This is a genomic window from Tardiphaga sp. 841_E9_N1_2 (assembly GCF_051811065.1).
GTDB lineage: Bacteria > Pseudomonadota > Alphaproteobacteria > Rhizobiales > Xanthobacteraceae > Tardiphaga > Tardiphaga robiniae.
In genome coordinates this window covers 1887645-1904911 of record NZ_JBPWQC010000001.1, presented here as the reverse complement: position 1 = coordinate 1904911, position 17267 = coordinate 1887645, and the positions used below count along the sequence as shown (strand labels likewise).

Annotated in this window: 16 protein-coding genes; 8 read left to right on the top strand and 8 right to left on the bottom strand. The window is 62.1% G+C overall.

Annotated features, from left to right (window positions below; translation table 11 throughout):
* Window positions 1–16: 16 nt before the first annotated feature.
* Window positions 17–1279: an adenylate/guanylate cyclase domain-containing protein gene (locus tag AB8A50_RS09145; RefSeq protein WP_439077471.1), complete on the top strand. Its 1263-nt coding sequence runs from the start codon at window positions 17–19 to the stop codon at window positions 1277–1279.
* Here AB8A50_RS09145 and AB8A50_RS09140 read toward each other — a convergent pair.
* From AB8A50_RS09140 to AB8A50_RS09120, 5 genes are all read right to left on the bottom strand, one after another.
* A complete protein-coding gene (locus AB8A50_RS09140; protein ID WP_439077470.1) occupies window positions 1276–2502 on the bottom strand; it encodes a multidrug effflux MFS transporter in 1227 nt (408 codons plus the stop codon). The two genes, AB8A50_RS09145 and AB8A50_RS09140, sit on opposite strands and share 4 nt — an antisense overlap.
* A gap of 128 nt (window positions 2503–2630) precedes the next feature.
* On the bottom strand, window positions 2631–4493 hold the full coding sequence (locus AB8A50_RS09135) for a TRAP transporter large permease (RefSeq protein ID WP_439077469.1): 1863 nt from the start codon (window positions 4491–4493) through the stop codon (window positions 2631–2633).
* The gene (locus AB8A50_RS09130) at window positions 4490–5158 is read right to left on the bottom strand and encodes a TRAP transporter small permease subunit (RefSeq protein WP_120292142.1); all 669 of its coding nucleotides are present in this window, start codon (window positions 5156–5158) and stop codon (window positions 4490–4492) included. The genes AB8A50_RS09135 and AB8A50_RS09130 overlap by 4 nt, the downstream gene beginning before the upstream one ends.
* Before the next feature lie 134 nt (window positions 5159–5292).
* Window positions 5293–6426 (bottom strand): TRAP transporter substrate-binding protein, encoded by a 1134-nt coding sequence (locus AB8A50_RS09125; RefSeq protein WP_439077468.1) that lies wholly within the window; start codon window positions 6424–6426, stop codon window positions 5293–5295.
* Window positions 6427–6624: 198 nt separating this feature from the next.
* Complete coding sequence (locus AB8A50_RS09120) at window positions 6625–7884, bottom strand: MFS transporter (protein WP_439077467.1); 1260 nt, start codon at window positions 7882–7884, stop codon at window positions 6625–6627.
* Between the two features lie 154 nt (window positions 7885–8038).
* On the opposite strand from AB8A50_RS09120, the gene AB8A50_RS09115 reads away from it, so the two are divergent.
* Entirely contained in the window at window positions 8039–9433 is a 1395-nt protein-coding gene (locus AB8A50_RS09115; RefSeq protein ID WP_439077466.1) for an Nramp family divalent metal transporter, read from the top strand.
* Between the two features lie 56 nt (window positions 9434–9489).
* Here the strand turns inward: AB8A50_RS09115 and AB8A50_RS09110 are convergent, their stop codons facing one another.
* From AB8A50_RS09110 to hemB, 3 genes are all read right to left on the bottom strand, one after another.
* Window positions 9490–10266 carry an arginyltransferase gene (locus AB8A50_RS09110; RefSeq protein WP_089263842.1) on the bottom strand — a complete coding sequence of 259 codons (777 nt, stop codon included), beginning with the start codon at window positions 10264–10266 and terminating at the stop codon, window positions 9490–9492.
* 99 nt (window positions 10267–10365) lie between these two features.
* Window positions 10366–10947, bottom strand: coding sequence for an RDD family protein (locus AB8A50_RS09105; RefSeq protein ID WP_414716879.1), 582 nt, complete (start codon window positions 10945–10947; stop codon window positions 10366–10368).
* A 126-nt stretch (window positions 10948–11073) separates the two neighbouring features.
* Window positions 11074–12135: a porphobilinogen synthase gene (gene hemB, locus AB8A50_RS09100; RefSeq protein ID WP_439077465.1), complete on the bottom strand. Its 1062-nt coding sequence runs from the start codon at window positions 12133–12135 to the stop codon at window positions 11074–11076.
* A gap of 230 nt (window positions 12136–12365) precedes the next feature.
* Between hemB and AB8A50_RS09095 the strand changes: the two genes are divergently transcribed.
* The 6 genes from AB8A50_RS09095 to AB8A50_RS09070 all read left to right on the top strand — a co-directional run bounded on the left by AB8A50_RS09095 (window position 12366) and on the right by AB8A50_RS09070 (window position 16564).
* Entirely contained in the window at window positions 12366–12845 is a 480-nt protein-coding gene (locus AB8A50_RS09095; RefSeq protein ID WP_089263845.1) for a DUF6163 family protein, read from the top strand.
* Between the two features lie 55 nt (window positions 12846–12900).
* Window positions 12901–14466, top strand: a complete 1566-nt coding sequence (locus tag AB8A50_RS09090) for an AMP-binding protein (protein WP_093761444.1) — start codon at window positions 12901–12903, stop codon at window positions 14464–14466.
* Window positions 14467–14805: 339 nt separating this feature from the next.
* A complete protein-coding gene (gene ldtR / locus AB8A50_RS09085; RefSeq protein ID WP_068732529.1) occupies window positions 14806–15318 on the top strand; it encodes a transcriptional regulator LdtR in 513 nt (170 codons plus the stop codon).
* A 201-nt stretch (window positions 15319–15519) separates the two neighbouring features.
* Window positions 15520–15876, top strand: a complete 357-nt coding sequence (locus AB8A50_RS09080) for a hypothetical protein (RefSeq protein ID WP_093761446.1) — start codon at window positions 15520–15522, stop codon at window positions 15874–15876.
* Window positions 15877–16076: 200 nt separating this feature from the next.
* Window positions 16077–16307: a hypothetical protein gene (locus AB8A50_RS09075; RefSeq protein WP_093761448.1), complete on the top strand. Its 231-nt coding sequence runs from the start codon at window positions 16077–16079 to the stop codon at window positions 16305–16307.
* Between the two features lie 35 nt (window positions 16308–16342).
* Window positions 16343–16564 carry a hypothetical protein gene (locus AB8A50_RS09070; RefSeq protein WP_068732570.1) on the top strand — a complete coding sequence of 74 codons (222 nt, stop codon included), beginning with the start codon at window positions 16343–16345 and terminating at the stop codon, window positions 16562–16564.
* Window positions 16565–17267: the final 703 nt, after the last annotated feature.

Genomic DNA, 17267 nt, shown 5'->3' with positions numbered 1-17267 from the left:
ATCCTACAAGTGTCTCATGGAAACTGCCGCACGCATTGAACTGATGAGCTGGCTGGTCGGCGAGGGTCTGACCGGCCTTCCGGAAAACGACCTGATCCGCGGCTTCTGCGAGCGCTGCCGTGCCGGCGGCATCGATGTATCCCGTGGCCTCGTCTTCATTGACACGCTGCATCCGATCTTCGAGGGCCGTGGCTTCCGCTGGAACGACACGGCCAGCAACGAGAGCGACGTGTTCGAATACGGCTCGACCGAGATCGGCGAGGCTGCCGCGAACTGGCGACGATCGGTATTCTTCCACATGCTGGAAGAGGGGCACGACGAATTGCGGCTCGATCTGCACGCGCCCGGGATCGCCGACCGCTTCTCGATGGTCAGCAGCTTGCAGGAAGGCGGTCACCGCCATGGCGCCGTGTTCCTGCACAAGTTCGGCGAGGCTGGCTCGATGGGGCAGATGGATTGCCTCTATTCGTATTGGGCCACGCGCCATGAAGACGGGTTCGACGAGCGCCAGATGTCGGCGCTGCGCGAACTGGTGCCGATGCTCGGTCTCGCCATCAAGTCGGGAGCCCAGATGGAGATCGCGCGCACGCTTGGCCGCGTCTATCTCGGCCGCGATGCCGCCGAACAGGTTCTCCGCGGCAAGATCGCGCGAGGCGTCACTGAGCGTATCAATGCGGTGCTGTGGTTTTCCGACCTGCGCAATTCCACGGGGATCAGCGAGGCGATCGGACCGGACGAGATCATCCCGTTCTTGAATGACTATGCCGAAGCCTCGATCGCTGCGATCCATGATGTCGGCGGCGACGTGCTCAAACTTATCGGCGATGGCATTCTGGCGATGTTCACCGGCGACGACATGGTGAAGGCGAAGCGCAGCGCCTTGCGCGCCGAACATCAGTTCCGCAAGAATATCGCCAAGCTGAATGCGAAACGATTGGCGGCGAACCGGCCGGTCACGACTGCCTATGTTGGTCTGCATGAGGGCGAAGTATTCTACGGCAATATCGGCAGCGACGAGCGGCTCGATTTCACCGTGGTTGGTCCCTCGGTCAACGAGGTGAGCCGCATCGCTTCCATGTGTTCGTCGGTCGATCGGCCGCTGTTGACCTCGTCCGCGTTTCAGGCCGGGCTCGATGCGGCCGGCCGCAAGTATCTGGTCTCCACGGGCCGCTACGCCTTGCGCGGTATCGGCCGTGCGCAGGATCTCTACACGCTGGATCCCGAGATCGATAGCGACGAGGTCGTGCGCGGCGGCTACGAGCGCTATCTGGCCCGTTAGCTGATCGCAGTGGTTCGCTGACGCATCGCGTAGAGCACGATAGCGATCAGGCAGGCCGCGCCGAGAACGATGCCAAGCGCCAATGCGGCCTGCGGCACGATCGTGGCCGACAGGGATACGCCGATCGCGGCCCCCATCATCTGCCAGAAGCCGAGCAGTGCCGAGGCGGCGCCGGCATGGGTGCCGAATGGCGACAGCGCCTGAGCCGTGCCGAGCGGATTGACCACGCCCATGCCCAGCAGGAACACGCAGGTCGCGGCGATGAAGGTGACGACATTGCCGTGGAAGTAGGCGGTCGCGAGCACCGCGATGCTGCCGACGAACGCGATCAGCAAGCCATAGCGAATGGCCCGATCCAGTCCGAAGCGGGGGGCGAGGCGCGCGGCCAGCATGCCCGAGCCGAACACGACCAGCACGGTGCCCGCAAAGAACAGCCCGAGCGCAATCGGTGTGAAGCCGTAGCCCTCAATGAGAACGCGAGGTGCTGCGGAGAAGATCGAGAACAGTCCACCCATGATCAGGCCCACTGTGGCGGCTGGGATCAGGAAGTGGCGGTTTACCGAAAGCTTGAGATAGGTTGCGCTGACGGCGAGTGGATTGAGCGGGATACGCGTCGTGGTGTGGGTTTCACCGAGCACCAGGACATAGCTGAACGCCGACAACACCGCGAAGGCGCCGACGAAAACAAATTCTGAACGCCATCCGAAAAAGTAATCGAGCCCGCCACCGAGCAGCGGGGAGAAGCCGGGAGCTGCGGCCTGCGCGATCATCACCAAGGTGAGTGCACGTGCCAGCGCTGCGCCGCTGAACAGGTCGCGGGCGATCGCGCGCGATAGAACCGAAGTCGAACAGGCACCCGCGGCCTGGATCGCGCGGCCGATCAGCAGCGAAGGAAGATCAGCCGAGACGCCACACCAGATGCTGCCGATAATGAAGACAGCGAAACCGGCCAGCACCGGCATGCGACGCCCGTAACGGTCGGAGATCGGCCCGACCAGCAATTGCCCAAGCGCGAAGACCAGCAAAAACACGGTGATCGATGCCGTAACCGCGGGCGTCGTTACCTGCAACGATACCGCCATCTGTGGCAGCGATGGCAGCAGAATGTTGGTCGCCAGGGTACCCATCGAGGCCAGCCCCGCGAGGACCGCGATCTGCAGTGCGGTGGAGGATGCTTCCTGCGGCGGGGTGTCTGCCATGGCGTCTGCCGTGCGGTCGGTCATATGATGGTCCTCATTTTATAAATGATGTACATCATATAAAGGGGGCTGCAAAGAGCAGGGCAGTCATGCGGTATTCCGGGAGGACGGGTGCCACCGCCGTGTTCCCGGCGGAGATTGGGGCTACTGGATCAGTTGCCGTACAGATAATTCGGCAGCCACAGCGTCAGGCCGGGCCAGATATACATCAGCACCATGCAGATGATGACGATGAGCATATAGGGCATCATGCCGGAGAAGATCTGGTTCAGCGTCACATGCGATGGCGCGACGCCTTTCAGATAGAAGGCGGACATCGCGACCGGGGGCGACAGGAAGGCGGCCTGCAGGTTCACGAAGACGAGCACGCCCCACAGGATCGGGTCGATGCCGAAATGCTTCAGCATCGGCAGAAAGATCGGCACGAAGATCACGATGATCTCGGTCCATTCCAGCGGCCAGCCGAGGATGAAGATGATCGCCTGCGACAGGATCATGAACTGGACCGGCGTTAGGTTCAGCGACAGGACCCAACTCTCCAGCAGCGCCTGTCCGCCGAGAATGGCAAACACCGCGGAAAACAGCGCCGAGCCGACGAACAGCCAGCACACCATGGAGGTGGTCTTGGCGGTCAGGAATACGGCCTCCTTGGTGCGCTTCCAGTCCAGGGTGCGCGCCTGGAAGGCAAGCAGGAACGCGCCGGCGGCACCGACGGCAGCGGATTCCGTTGCCGTCGTGATGCCGAGCAGGATCACGGCCAGCACGATGGCAGTCAGGATGCCGAGCGGCATCACGGACGATGTCAGCAGCCGCAGCACCTCGAACTGGGCGGCGCCCATGGTCCAGTAATAATAGAACAGCATCAGTGCGATGATGGCCGCCGTGAAGGCGAAGTAGGTATAGAATTCCGGCGGCGGTCCGGCATCGACCGGTGCATTCGTCGGACTGTTTTGCAGGTCGGCATTGCCCATCTGCTGCAGCACTTCCGATTGGCTCTCTTTCGCCGAGCCGGACTGGGCGGCGCCGAGCTCCTCCAGTTTTTCTTCTTCAGGTGTGGCGGTGCTGGCGTCGCCGGACTGAACCCGCTCGGTGATCGCGGCGGGCGCGGGGGCGTCGGGCTGCGGATGGATGACGACATACCACCACGCGGCCCATAGCGTGGTCAGCGCCAGGATCAGTGGCACCAAAGCAAAGCCGAGATTCTTCAGGATCGTCGCATAGGTGACCCGCGCGCCGTCCATGGTCAGCGCCATAGCGCGCGACGGCGCTACGGCCGCCGTCAGCAGGGCCGGCAGCATCTTGTGCGAATAGGCTTGCTGCAGATCGGCGATCCACGGCCGGACGGGCACGCGCGTTTCGCTCTCGGGCAGCTTCGGCGCGATCTTCGGGTTAATGAGCGCCCAGCCGATGATGTAGACGAGATAGAGGAAGGCCAGAAAGAAGCCCGGAAACATCGCAGCGGCATAGAGCTTCACGACAGACTGTCCGGCGACGGCGGCATAGACGATGATCATCACCGATGGCGGGATCAGGATGCCTAACGTGCCGCCGGCCGTGATCACGCCGGACGCCAGCTTGACGTCATAGCCGGCTTTCAGCATCGGGTTGAAGGCGATCACGCCCATTAGCACCACGACGGCGCCGACCAGACCCGACGCGATGCCCCAGAAGGTACAGACAATCAGGGTCGCGACTGCCAGCGAGGCCGGGACGCGGCGGAAGGCCAACTGGATCGAATAGAACATCTTGTCGACCAGCGCGCCACGTTCCATCACATAGCCCATCAACACGAAGAGCGGGATGGAGATCAGGACGTCGTTGGTCATGGCGCCATAGGTGCGCTGGACCATCAGATCGAAGATGTGGTTGTCGGCCCAGGACTCACCCGCGCGGTAATAGGCGAAGAAGCCGAAGAACATGCCGAGACCCATCAGCGTGAAGGCCGTGGGGAAGCCCAGCATGATCACGACAACGATGAGGCCGAGCATCAGGAGGCCGAGTGCAGGATCGCTCATTTTTGCGTCTCCCCGCCCATGCCGCGCTGGCGTGCGCTCTCCTCGATCTCCTGCGCCTGCGCGATGGCATTCCGGCGCACGTCATCATCGACGTGTTCGCTATGCGCGAGCTGCTCCTCGACGACATCGATTTCGGATACGTCCTTGAGCCGGCTCGGCCACACCCCTGTCTTCAGGCAAATCGCGGCGCGGGTGATTTCAGCCATGCCCTGCAACAACAGCAACGCGCCGGCGAGCGGGATCATCGCCTTGAAATGATAGACGGGCGGTCCGTCCGCCGTGACGTTGGAATGCTCGCGGATGCGCCAGCTGTCGCCCGCATAGTCCCAGCCCGCATAGACCAGCGCGGCGATGCCGGGCAGGAAGAACACGATGTAGAGAACGAGATCGAGCGAGGCCTGCGTGCGCGGCCGCATCGAGCTGTATAGAAAGTCGCCACGGACATGACCGTTCTGCGCCAGCGTATAGGCGCCGCACAGCATGAATAGCGTGCCATAGAGCATGTTCGACGCGTCGAAGATCCATGCCGTCGGCATGTTCAGCATATAGCGCTTGAACACTTCGGCGCAGACGAGGCCCATCAATCCCAAAATGAGCCAGGCCGCGGCCTTGCCGGCGAATGTACTGATACCGTCGATAGATTGCAGGAAACGCTCGGCAGTCATGTCATTCAGGCCACTGATGCAGGAAACGTCGATGTAGATTTCGTCCGGCGCGGATGTGTTGCAAGCGGCAACAGCAAAGCATCATCCGGGAAAGGGTCGTCCCGGATGATGCGAGATACGTATGCCGCGAGACGTCAGGTCTTCTTCTTCGCGTTCGGGCCGAAGTAATGGTTATAGGCCATGCGGCGATTCACGACCGTGTCCTGCTCCCACTGCGTGGCGCGCTTGGCGAAGGCCTGCTGGGACTCGGAGATTTCCTTGAACAGGGGATTCTCGGCCGATTTCTTGGCGACGACCTCGTCATAGACCTCAAGCTGCTTCTGCAGGATCGAGTCAGGTGTCTTGTAGAACTTGACCTTGTCCTTGCTCTGCATCTCCGCGTAGTCCTGCGAATAGCGGTCGATGGCCTTCCAGGACATTTCCTGACCGGCCGCATCGGCGGCGCCCGCGATGATCGCCCGCAGCTTCTCGGGCAGGGCGTCATATTTGGTCTTGTTGAACAGGATTTCGAACTGTTCGGCATTCTGGTGATAGCTCTGCAGCATGCAGGTCTTGGATACGTCGGGGAATCCAAGGATTCGGTCCGACGAAGCGTTGTTGAACTCGGCCGCATCGAGCAGGCCGCGATCCATCGCCGAGACGATTTCGCCGCCGGGCAATGCGTTCACTGCTGCACCAAGGCCGGTAAACACGTCGATGGAGATGCCGACGGTGCGGAATTTCACACCCTTGAGGTCATCGGCCTTGGTCACCGGCTTTTTGAACCAGCCGAGTGGCTGGGTCGGCATCGGCCCGTAGGGAAGTGACACGACATTGGCATTGATCGATGCATAGAGCTTTGCCAGAAGCTCCTTGCCGCCGCCAAATTTGTGCCAGGCCAGCAGCATGTTGGCATCCATCGCATAGGCCGGGCCAGAGCCCCACAGCGCCAGCGCGGTCTGCTTGCCGTAGTGATAGACCATCACGCCGTGGCCGCCGTCGAGCGTGCCTTTGGAGACGGCATCGAGCAGGCCGAAGGCCGGGACTACGGCGCCAGCCGGAAGCACCTCGATCTTCAGGTCGCCACCGGTCATGTCGTTGACCTTCTTGGCGTAGTCGAGCGCGTATTCGTGGAAGATGTCCTTGGCCGGCCAGGTGCTCTGCCAGCGCATGCTGATCGGGCCCTGCGTCTGGGCGATTGCCGGTGCGACGACGCTTGCAGCGGCACCGGCGGTGGCGACCTTCAGAAAACGGCGCCGAGACGGAGTCCTGTCCTTGGATGATGCCATTGTGTTCTCCCCGAATGGTCGTCCTTTTGCGGACTGACCTTGTTGATTGGTGGTAAGACAAAGGCTTGCTTGCAGCTTTGGCAAGAAAGTTCGCTTTGCTGCGACGCTTGGACGCGGCGTAACTACACTAACTATCCGTGCTGCGGTGCGGGGAGATCGTGAGTGAGTGCGAACTACAGACGAACTACACCAAGCCTGTTAGACTTTCGTCGGAACGCATGCGGTCATATCGTCGACCATGTCCGGCTGCCGTTCCAGCGTCACTGCGGGCGAAGTCAGGATCACCACGGCCTGCCAGGCGAAACCCGCGACGGCGAGATAGAGGCACGCCTCCGCGTGATAGAGCCCGCCGATAACGGCAGCGATGCCGGTTCCGATCGGGCGGGCGCCATAGCTCAGGGTGTTGATCGCGGAGACGCGTCCGAGCAGGCTCGGCGGCGTTACCGACTGTCGCAACGTCGCGGTGGAGATCACCCACAGGATCGGACCGACGCCGAGCAGGAAGAAGCTCAGGCCCGCCAAAGCCGGCGAGGGGATCCATGTGGTCAGTGCCATCACAACGGAGGCAACGAAGCCGGTGACGGGGCCGAGCGCGATCACGGTGCCGAACGGCAACCGTCTCATCACACGTGTTGCCAGCAGTGCGCCGATCACCATGCCGACGCCATACATCGCGAGTGTCACGCCGACGCCGGAGGCGGAGAGGCCGAGACGGCGAACCGCGTAAGGCACGAACACCGCCAGCACGATGAAGGACGCGGCGCTGAAGATGAATTGTGTAATGAAGACCGGCCGCAAATACTGATGATAACAGACGAAGGACAGGCCTTCGGCGATATCCTGCACCGGGTTGCGTTGTTGAATGGTTGTGCGCGGGGGCTCGTGGATGCCCGATAGCAACGCGACAGCGATGACCGACAGCGCGGCGGCAAAGCCGAAAGCAGGCGCGGCGCCAGTTAAGCCGACGAGCGCGCCGCCGACGGCAGGACCGCTCGCAAAAGCCACGGTGCGCGCGAGTTCGATCCGCGCATTCGCCGCGCCGAGCAATTGCGGTACGACCAGCGATGGCACAAGCGACGGCGCGGCGACGCTGTAGACCACGGTGCCGCACACCGCGACGAAGCCGAGCAAAGCGAGCAGTGGCATCGTCAGCGCGCCGAACCAGATCAGCCCCAGCGTCAGCAACAGTGCGATTGCGCGCAGCGCCTCGGCTCCGGCCATCAGGGTGCGGCGCGACATCCGGTCGGCGAGCAGGCCTGCGGGAATGGCGAACAGCACGAAAGGCAAGGTCAGCGCGGTCTGCAGCAATCCGGTTTGGCCCTCGCCGACGCCGAGCAACAGCACCGCGACGATCGGCGCCGCCGCCAGCGCGATCTGCTCGGCCGACTGCGCCGCGAGGTTCGACCAGGCGAGGCGGTTGAAAGTATCAGGCAGTCGATCAATGGAGGAGCGGGACATGGCGATTCCTGTCTGTGACAGCCACCATGGGGTCCGGACGAGCACGCAGCCACCCGATTACTGAGCGTACGCCGTGACAGGGAGTGCCCACCAACCGGCTAGATGCAGTTGCAAATTAGTTGCAACAAGGGAGGGATTGCTCTATGCAGCTCTGATGGATGCACTTTCGCCGAAAACCTCGCCCGATTCGTCAACGTCTCCAATCCCCGGCAGCGTTCCAGACGCGGCCGGCTGGCGCTCCGGCCTTGGCGGGGATTTCCGCCGCAGCCTCTCGGAGGTCAATTCGTCGATCCCGGTTCCGATCGGCGGCCACTGGTTTCGCCGGCTGCTGGCATTCGCGGGACCGGGTTACATGGTCTCGGTCGGCTATATGGACCCCGGCAACTGGGCGACCGATCTCGCAGGTGGCTCGAAATTCGGCTACACGCTGCTCTCGGTGATCCTGCTGTCGAACATGATGGCGATCCTGCTGCAGGCATTGGCCGCGCGTCTGGGAATCGTCACCGACCGCGACCTGGCGCAGGCCTGCCGCGACAGCTTTTCCCGGCCGGTCAACATCATGCTGTGGCTGGCCTGCGAGACGGCGATCATCGCCTGCGATCTGGCGGAAGTGATCGGTACCGCGATTGCGCTGCAGCTGCTGTTCGGCATTCCGCTGATCGGGGGCGCGCTCATCACTGCGCTGGATGCCTTTCTGCTGCTGTTGCTGATGAACAAGGGTTTCCGTTTTCTCGAAGCTTTCGTGATCGCGCTGCTCATCGTCATCGCGGTCTGTTTCACGGTTCAGATTGTCGCTGCGGCGCCGCCCGTGGCTGCCGTGTTGAGCGGCTTCCTGCCGTCCACCGCGATCGTGACCAATCCCGAAATGCTCTACATTGCGATCGGCATCATCGGCGCAACCGTGATGCCGCATAACCTCTATCTGCATTCGTCGATCGTGCAGACCCGAGCCTATCCGCGCACCGACGAAGGGCGCCGCGACGCCATCAAGTGGGCGACAACGGACAGCACCATCGCGCTGATGCTGGCGCTGTTTATCAACGCGGCCATCCTCATCGTCGCCGCCGCGACCTTCCATACGTCAGGTCATGCCGATGTGGCCGAGATCGGTCAGGCTTACGAGCTGTTGTCGCCGTTGCTAGGCCTCGGTATCGCATCGACGCTTTTCGCGATCGCATTGCTGGCATCCGGCCTCAACTCGACGGTGACGGCAACGCTGGCCGGCCAGATCGTGATGGAGGGCTTTCTCCGGCTGCGCCTGCCGAACTGGGCGCGCCGGCTCGTGACTCGCGGCATCGCTATTGTCCCGGTCGTGGTCGTCACCGCGCTCTATGGCGAACGCGGCACCGGACAACTCCTCGTCTTCAGTCAGGTCATCCTGTCGATGCAATTGCCATTTGCAGTCATCCCGCTGGTGCGGTTTGTCTCGGATCGGCGAAAGATGGGTGACTTCGTAATTTCGCGGTCGGTCGCCACGGTGGCATGGATCATCGCTGGCATCATCGTGATCCTGAACTGCAAGCTGCTTTACGACACCTTTTTCGGCTGAAGCCTTGAAATCCAGGACGGTCGCGGATGATGCCGGGCGGTCGTCAGCCGGGCCAGCTAATCCTGCGGCTCGGGCATCGTCTCGCCTGTCGCGTCCACGCGCAGCCATCCTGATGGCGCCAGCCGTTGCTGCGGCAGGTAGCGGCCCTTGTAGTCCATCTTCTTGGAGCCTTCGATCCAGTAACCGAGATAGACGTAAGGCAGGCCGAGCCGCCTGGCGCGGGCGATGTGGTCGAGGATCATGAAGGTGCCGAGCGAGCGGCTTTCTTCACCGGGCTCGAAGAATGAATACACCATCGACAGCCCGTCGCTGAGCACATCGGTCAGCGCGACTGCGAGCAGGTCCTCGCCGCGGCCGGTGATGCCTGTATCGGGGCCGCGGCGACGATATTCGATGATGCGGGTTTCGACGTGGCTGTCTTCGACCATCATCGCGTAATCGAGCACGGTCATGTCGGCCATGCCGCCATGGCGATGGCGCTGGTCGAGATAGGCGCGGAACACGGAATACTGTTCGGAGGTCGGCACCGCGCTGCGCTGCTCGCCGATCACGTCGGCATTGCGTGCCTGGATCTTGCGGAAGTTGCGCGACGGCTTGAATTCATTGGCGATGACCCGGACGGAGACGCAGGCGCGGCACTGGTCGCAGGCCGGGCGATAGGCAATCGACTGGCTACGCCGGAAGCCGCCATGGGTGAGCAGGTCGTTGAGATCGCCGGCCTTGTCGCCGACCAGATGGGTGAAAACTTTCCGTTCGTGCCGGCCCGGCAGGTAGGGGCAGGGCGACGGCGCCGTGAGGTAGAATTGCGGAGTGTCGCGGGAGTGCTGGGTCACGGGTTGCCGTCGGTCTCCGAAGCAGTTTGGCGTAGCATCGCGCCAGCTGGGCAAACGGTCAATCGCTTTGCCCGGCCAAGTTGGCGTCCCTCGCGGCTGTTAGTAGGCACGGCCGGGCGGCTGGGCGTAAGCGGCGCGGACGACGGAATTATTCACCACCACGGTTCCCAGCACGAGGTCGTGCAGCAGCTGACGGCGGCCGTTGAGCAGGCCGACCACCAGCACCAGCGGCGTGAGTAGCGACACCGAGGCCCAGAACAAGACCGCGTGTGCGGCGCCAAGCACGAAGTAGCCCGGCGTGCCTGAGAAGGTGCGCATCTGCAGATCCATCATTCGCATGCCGACGGTGGCCGAATGCGGGCCACCCAGCGACGTGCCGTAATAGACGACCGGCCAGATCACCGTCGCCGGCGAGATCAGCCAGAACAGCGCCCAGCCAAGGCCGAGGGTGACGACGCCGAATACTGCGATGAAGATAACGGCGAGTACGATCGGAATCGACAGCACTATGAGATCGATCAGGAAAGCGACGACGCGCCGCATCAACACGCCACGGAACAAGTCGGGCTGCGCATAGGGGTCAAAGGCATGGGCGCGGGGCGGGGTACCGGCACTGCGCCAGGTGTCGCCCTGCCAGCTTCCGTTGTTGGGGCCGCCAGCATTCGGGCCGGTATCAGACATGACGCATCCCTCCGTTTGCATCCTCACGGTCCATCACATGGATATCACCAGACCGCGCAACAAGTGCGCGGAATCGTTACAGACTGTCCATGACGTAAATCAGGCGAGGCTTGAGCGCAGATGCGCTCAGCGCGATGCCTTGATGCGTTCCGCGGCGTGTGGCGCGAAATAAGTCAGCACGCCATCGGCGCCGGCGCGCTTGAAGCCGAGCAGGCTTTCCATGATGGCGCGGTCGCCATCGATCCAGCCGTTGTTCGCGGCGGCCATGATCATCGCGTATTCGCCGGACACCTGATAGGCGAAGGTCGGAACCGCGAACGTGTCCTTCACGCGGCGCACAATATCCAGATAGGGCATGCCCGGCTTGACCATGACCATGTCTGCGCCTTCGGCCAGATCGAGTTCGACCTCGCGCAGCGCCTCATCGGAATTGGCGCTGTCCATCTGATAGGTACGCTTGTCGCCGGTCAGCGTCTTGGCCGAGCCAATGGCGTCGCGGAACGGGCCGTAGAAGGCCGAGGCATATTTCGCGGCATAGGCCATGATCTGCACGTCGAGGAATCCGGCGTCGTCCAGCGCCTCGCGGATCGCACCGACACGGCCGTCCATCATGTCCGATGGCGCAATGATATCGCAGCCGGCTTCGGCCTGGACCAGCGCCTGCTGGACCAGCACGGCGACGGTCTCGTCATTGAGGATCTTGCCGTTCTGGATCAACCCGTCATGGCCATGGCTGGTGAACGGGTCGAGTGCCACATCGCAGAGCACGCCGAGATCCGGGAATTCCTTCTTGATGGCGCGCACGGACTGGCAAACCAGATTGTTGGCGTTGCAGGCCTCGGTGCCCATCTCGTCGCGCAGGGACGGGTCGGTATAAGGGAACAGCGCGATGCAGGGGATGTCCAGCTTCATGGCACGCTCGGCATCGCGCACCGCCTGATCGACGCTAAGGCGCTCCACGCCGGGCATCGAGGCAATCGCGGCGCGCTGGTTGTCGCCGTCGATCACGAAGAGCGGCCAGATCAGGTCGTCGGTGGTCAGCACGTTCTCGCGGACCAGCCGGCGGGCCCATTCGGACTTGCGGTTACGGCGGGGGCGGGTGGTCAGGCCGAGGGAGGGGGCGTCATAAGCGGCCGGGCGGGGGGCGTGATCGCGCAATTCGATGGGGCGCCCGAACTTGATTGCCATAATACCGTCTCTCCCGCGGGCCTTCGTGAGGTCGAAAGCCCCTTAAATTCGACCTGTTCTAAGTCTAGCACCTTGATGTCCCGGCGTCACCGCGATCATGCACGTCATGCGCGCGTGACGTGACGGGCTGGGTCATTGATTTTGCAGGCCCAAAGGCTCACAAAAAGCCCCCATGAATCGCTCAAACCATCGCCCAAACGTCCAGTTCCCACCCGTGAGATCGCATTCGCATGTCTGAGCAGATGCCGCGCGACCTCGGGTCGAGAGACCCCACGTCGCGGGACCATGCCATGTCGGTTGCGGCGATCTCGTCCGGACGCATCGAATCTGACGAGAACATCTGGACCCGGCGCCTGGTCCTGTTCCTGCGCGTGATGGCCGTCGTCTCGATGATGCAGGGCCTTTATCACTGGGCGCAGGTCACCGGCTTTGTCGGCACCGAGGATGACGCCTTCGAGGTCCAGACCATGGGCTGGCAGACCGCCACGGTCTATTTCGCCGTCATCGAGCTGGTCAGCGCCGTCGGCCTCTGGCTCGCGACGCCGTGGGGCGCCGTCGTCTGGCTGACGACCGTGGTGTCCATGGCGGTCATCGAGCTGATGTTTCCGACCATCTATGGCGGCAATCTCCTGATCGTGGGCGTCCAGGCTGCGTTTCTCGCAGGCTACCTTGCGCTGGCATGGATGGCGGCGCGCGAGCGGCCGCCATAGGCTCAGGACGTCAAGCAGAGGCCTCGCAGAAGGCCCTGCATTCAGGGAGGCCATTTTGAACCAGCTTTATTCCGGCGGCACCGCCGGCAGCATCATTGTCAGCGCCATCGCCCGCTATGGCGACCAGCCCGCGCTCGCGGACGGCCATGTCCGCTGGAGCTACCGCGACTTCGGCGACGTGGTCGCGCGTTTCATCAGCCTGTTTCGCAGTCTCGGCCTCAGGAAGGGCGATGCGCTGTCCATTCTTTCCGGCAACCGCGCCGAGAGCTGGGCCGCGATATCAGCCGCCGCCGTGATGGGCCTGCGCTACACGCCGCTGCATCCGATGGCCGCCGAAGACGACCACGCCTTCATTCTCGAGGACGCCGAGATTTCCGCGCTGATCGTGGAGGCTGGCAAGTTCGCCGCGCGCGGCCTCGCGCTGCGCAGCCGCGTGCCGGGCCTGAAACATCTGCTGTCCTTCGGCGCGCTCGATGGCGCGCGCGATCTGCTGGCCGAACTGCCCAATGCGACGCCGGCGCCGCTGGTGGACGAGAGCAGCACCGGCGATATCTGCTGGCTGGCTTATACCGGCGGCACCACGGGTCGTTCCAAGGGCGTGATGCTGCCGCATCGCGTGCTGGTGGCGATGTCGCTCGCGATCTATGCGGACTGGGACTGGCCGGCCGATATCCGCTATCTCGCCGCGACGCCGATCAGCCACGCCGCCGGCATCACGCTGTTTCCGGTGATGCTGCGCGGCGGCTTCGCGCGGCTGGTGCAGGGCTTCGATGCGGAGACCTATTGCCGCGTGGTGCATGAGGAAAAGATTACCGCGACCTTCCTGGTGCCGACGCTGATCTATGCACTGATCGACGCGCCGGAGCTGCGCGCCAAATACGACATGTCGTCATTGCAGATGATCGTTTATGGCGCGGCGCCGATGTCGCCGGACCGATTGCGCGAGGGCGTTGGCATCTTCGGGAATGTGTTCGTGCAGCTCTACGGTCAGACCGAAGCGCCGCAGATCATCACCACCATGCGCAAGATCGATCACGACGACAGCAAGCCGGGTCGTCTCGGTTCCTGCGGCCGCGCCAATCCGATGGTCGAGGTCAAACTGTTCGATGCCGAGATGCGCGAAGTGGCGACAGGGGAGCCCGGCGAGATCTGCGTGCGCGGCTCGCTTGTGATGGATGGCTACTGGAAACGGCCGGAGGCCACCGAAGAGGCGTTCCGCGGTGGTTGGCTGCACACCGGCGATGTCGCCGTGAAGGACAGCGACGGCTTCTTCTATATCGTCGATCGCACCAAGGACATGATCATCTCCGGCGGCTTCAACATCTATCCGCGTGAAGTCGAGGATGCCTTGATGGCGCATCATGCGGTGGCGTCCGCTGCGGTCATCGGAATTCCCGATGCAAAGTGGGGCGAGGCGGTAAAGGCCTTTGTGGTGCTGAAAGCCGGCGCGAATAATTCCGTGGAGGAACTTCAGGCGCATGTGAAAGACAAACGCGGCGCGCCGTGGTCGCCGAAGACCATCGATTTCGTCAGTGAGATCCCCGTGACGGGCCTCGGCAAGATCGATCGCAAGGCATTGCGGGCGCCATATTGGGACGGGCGAACGCGCGGAGTTGCGTAAAATTGTCGAATTAATTTTCGGGGCGTTGGCGGTAAGACTTCGGTCACCCTAACGCCCCGGTTACGAACCTTACGTGAGTGTTTCGAATTTTACGGAAGCTGTTCCGCTATGCGACAGATCGGGCGGACAAAGCTGGAACATGGGCTCTGCAGCGTGAATCAAACCTTGCGAAAACCCCTTGTTTCACCGGCTTAATCTCAGATTCACTGTCTCAAATTCATGATCTCTTTATTGTCTTATTTAAGCGGTTCTTCAAACGCTCCCCCTTAAGTTGGCCCTATCAGACGGGACACAAGTTTCGTCGAATAAGTCGATAAAAACGACAACAGGGGTAGTGTCATGATGAAGACCGTTGCGACGGTGGAAAGCGTCGATCTCGTTCCGGGCCAGGCGCCGGTTCAGCCGCTTTATCTGGAAGCCTTGACGTTGGTGGAGCGTCTGCATCGCCGCCTGCTCGATGTCATCAAGGATGAATTCGATCGCCGCGGCCGCGCTGATATCAATTCGGTTCAGGCACTGCTGCTCTACAATATCGGCGACAAGGAATTGACCGCCGGCGAGCTGCGCACCCGTGGTTACTATCTCGGTTCCAACGTGTCCTATAACCTGAAGAAGCTCGTCGAACTCGGCTTCCTCGATCATCAGCGCTCACGCGTCGATCGTCGCTCGGTTCGCATTCGTCTGACGGCGCAGGGCCAGGAAATCCGCCACATCGTCGACGCGCTGTATCAGAAGCACGTCAAGACGGTCGAGCAGGTCGGCGGCATCTCCAACGAGGAATTCGCGACCCTCAACAAGTCGCTGCACCGCCTCGAGCGCTTCTGGACCGACCAGATCCTGTATCGCCTCTGAGACTTTCGACCTCCAAGTTGCCGAACCACTGCCGACGGATTGCCCTCCGAAAGCACATCGAAATGCGCGCAAGACGCATGCGACACTGAAATTGATCAAGGCGCCCTCGCAGGGCGCCTTTTTCTTTGGCGTTACGCCCATCCCACGCTTGCTGAACGAAAACAGCTCCAAGACAGACACAGAGATATTGGAGATGATTTCATGAAGCGCTCGTTGATCTTTCTGCTCCTCTTTCCTGCCGTTGCGACTGTCGCGTTCTACGCAGTGACGTACATCCTGACCGGCGCAGCGGTGGATAGCGGTACAGGGCCGGTGTTCATGTATCTCGTCTTTATTGTGCCGGGGCTCCTGGTCGCTTTGCTCGACTGGCTGATTGCCAGAACATCCATGCCTGCGGTCATGACGACGACACTTCTTGCCTACGGCCTATCGGTGTTGGTGATGGCCTTGCTTCTCGGCTCCAGCAAGCAACTCGTGGTACTCGGTCTGATCGGCGCAATTCCAGCCGCCGTGTGTTCGTGGCTGTCAAATAAGCCAGAGGAAATCGTAAATGCGTGAGCGATGCATCGCTCGTGCCAGGCCTTGATGGGTTTTGCGGAGTTTATCATCGGGCGCGCTTCGCGCGACGCCTTGGCTCTTGCCGTCCTGCGCTTCCTTGGAGGAGAGCGCTCTGTTCTGCCGCTCGCGAAATTTCCTTCGTCTCTCGTGGAACCAGTTCCATTCTCGCGGCTTATCGCTTCGTCAGAAGGGATCAAGTCATGCTGGTCGAACGCGGTCTGAAAGTGATGAATGTCGAGGCGGTGGGCGACGCCTATGCCATCGCCGCGAACTACCTGCGCAAGTCCGGCGCGATCCCCGATACTTATCTCACCAACGATCGGCTGCTCGAAATCATCGTCCGGATGTTTCATCGCGGCGAAGACAACAAGCTTCGCCTTGCGAACAAAGCGATCGCGCAATTCCAGGCTGCACGGGCTGAAGCCGCGTAGCCGGTTTTCTGATGTCCAACGGGGAAAATGACGACATGCAGATTGCCATCGACCGCATCATGCACACCTATGACCTGATGATGAGCCGCACGCAGGCGGCATCGGACGAAGCCCGCACCAAGGTTACCGATTATGTGCAGTCGCTGTTCGACGGCGGCGAGAAGGATCCGCACCGGCTGACGGTGTTCGGCTTGACCTATTTGCGTGAGCTCGATGGCAGCAACGATCCGGTGAAGGCCGGGTTTACCGGCCTTTGAGGGAGTAGGGCGCAATAGCGCTGCGTTTAAGCGCTGGCGCCCTTTCCAGGGCTTCATCAGATTCAACTGTCAAACAGCCACTGTTCTTCAGACATGCGTCATCGCCCCCATTGTTTGCGGCGCGGGGGCGCCGTCGTCTCTTGCATTCCCTGCCCCCTGTGAGAGGGCGTGCGGAACGCCAGGTGCCCGTTGCACCCGTGGGCCTGATGCGAATGCGGTCTTCCGCAATTGAGAGGGCATCAGGACTTTCGGAGGCGCCGAGCGAGTGCCCGACGTTCCGCCTGCGGTGTTTTTTCGGTTGCTTGCACATCTGCCATGGCGAACGGTCCCATCACCAAAATTAATGTCCCAGGGCGGAGGGACAGGGTAGCCGCAAAGCACTTGGCCGAACGCGTTTCGATTTGGTCGTCCGTCACACTGTCCAGGGATCTTTCCATCCGAAGGTCAAACGTCTCCTTGCCAGTGGCAGTGCTGGCGCAGATCCGTCCTGCCCGAAGACAGACGTCACCCGTGAACCGCGCGACGCCGCATCTCCGGCGTCCACCGCATCCCGCCCCGCGAACGTGACGATCGCGATCGCCCCTCTCGGTGGGGCAGGACAACGGGGAATATAAACCTGATGGGGATGTTGTCAACGGAGGATAGGAAAAAATGTTTGGGCGCTGTCTTGCCGCCTCACACTGTCATTCCGGGGCGGCTGCGC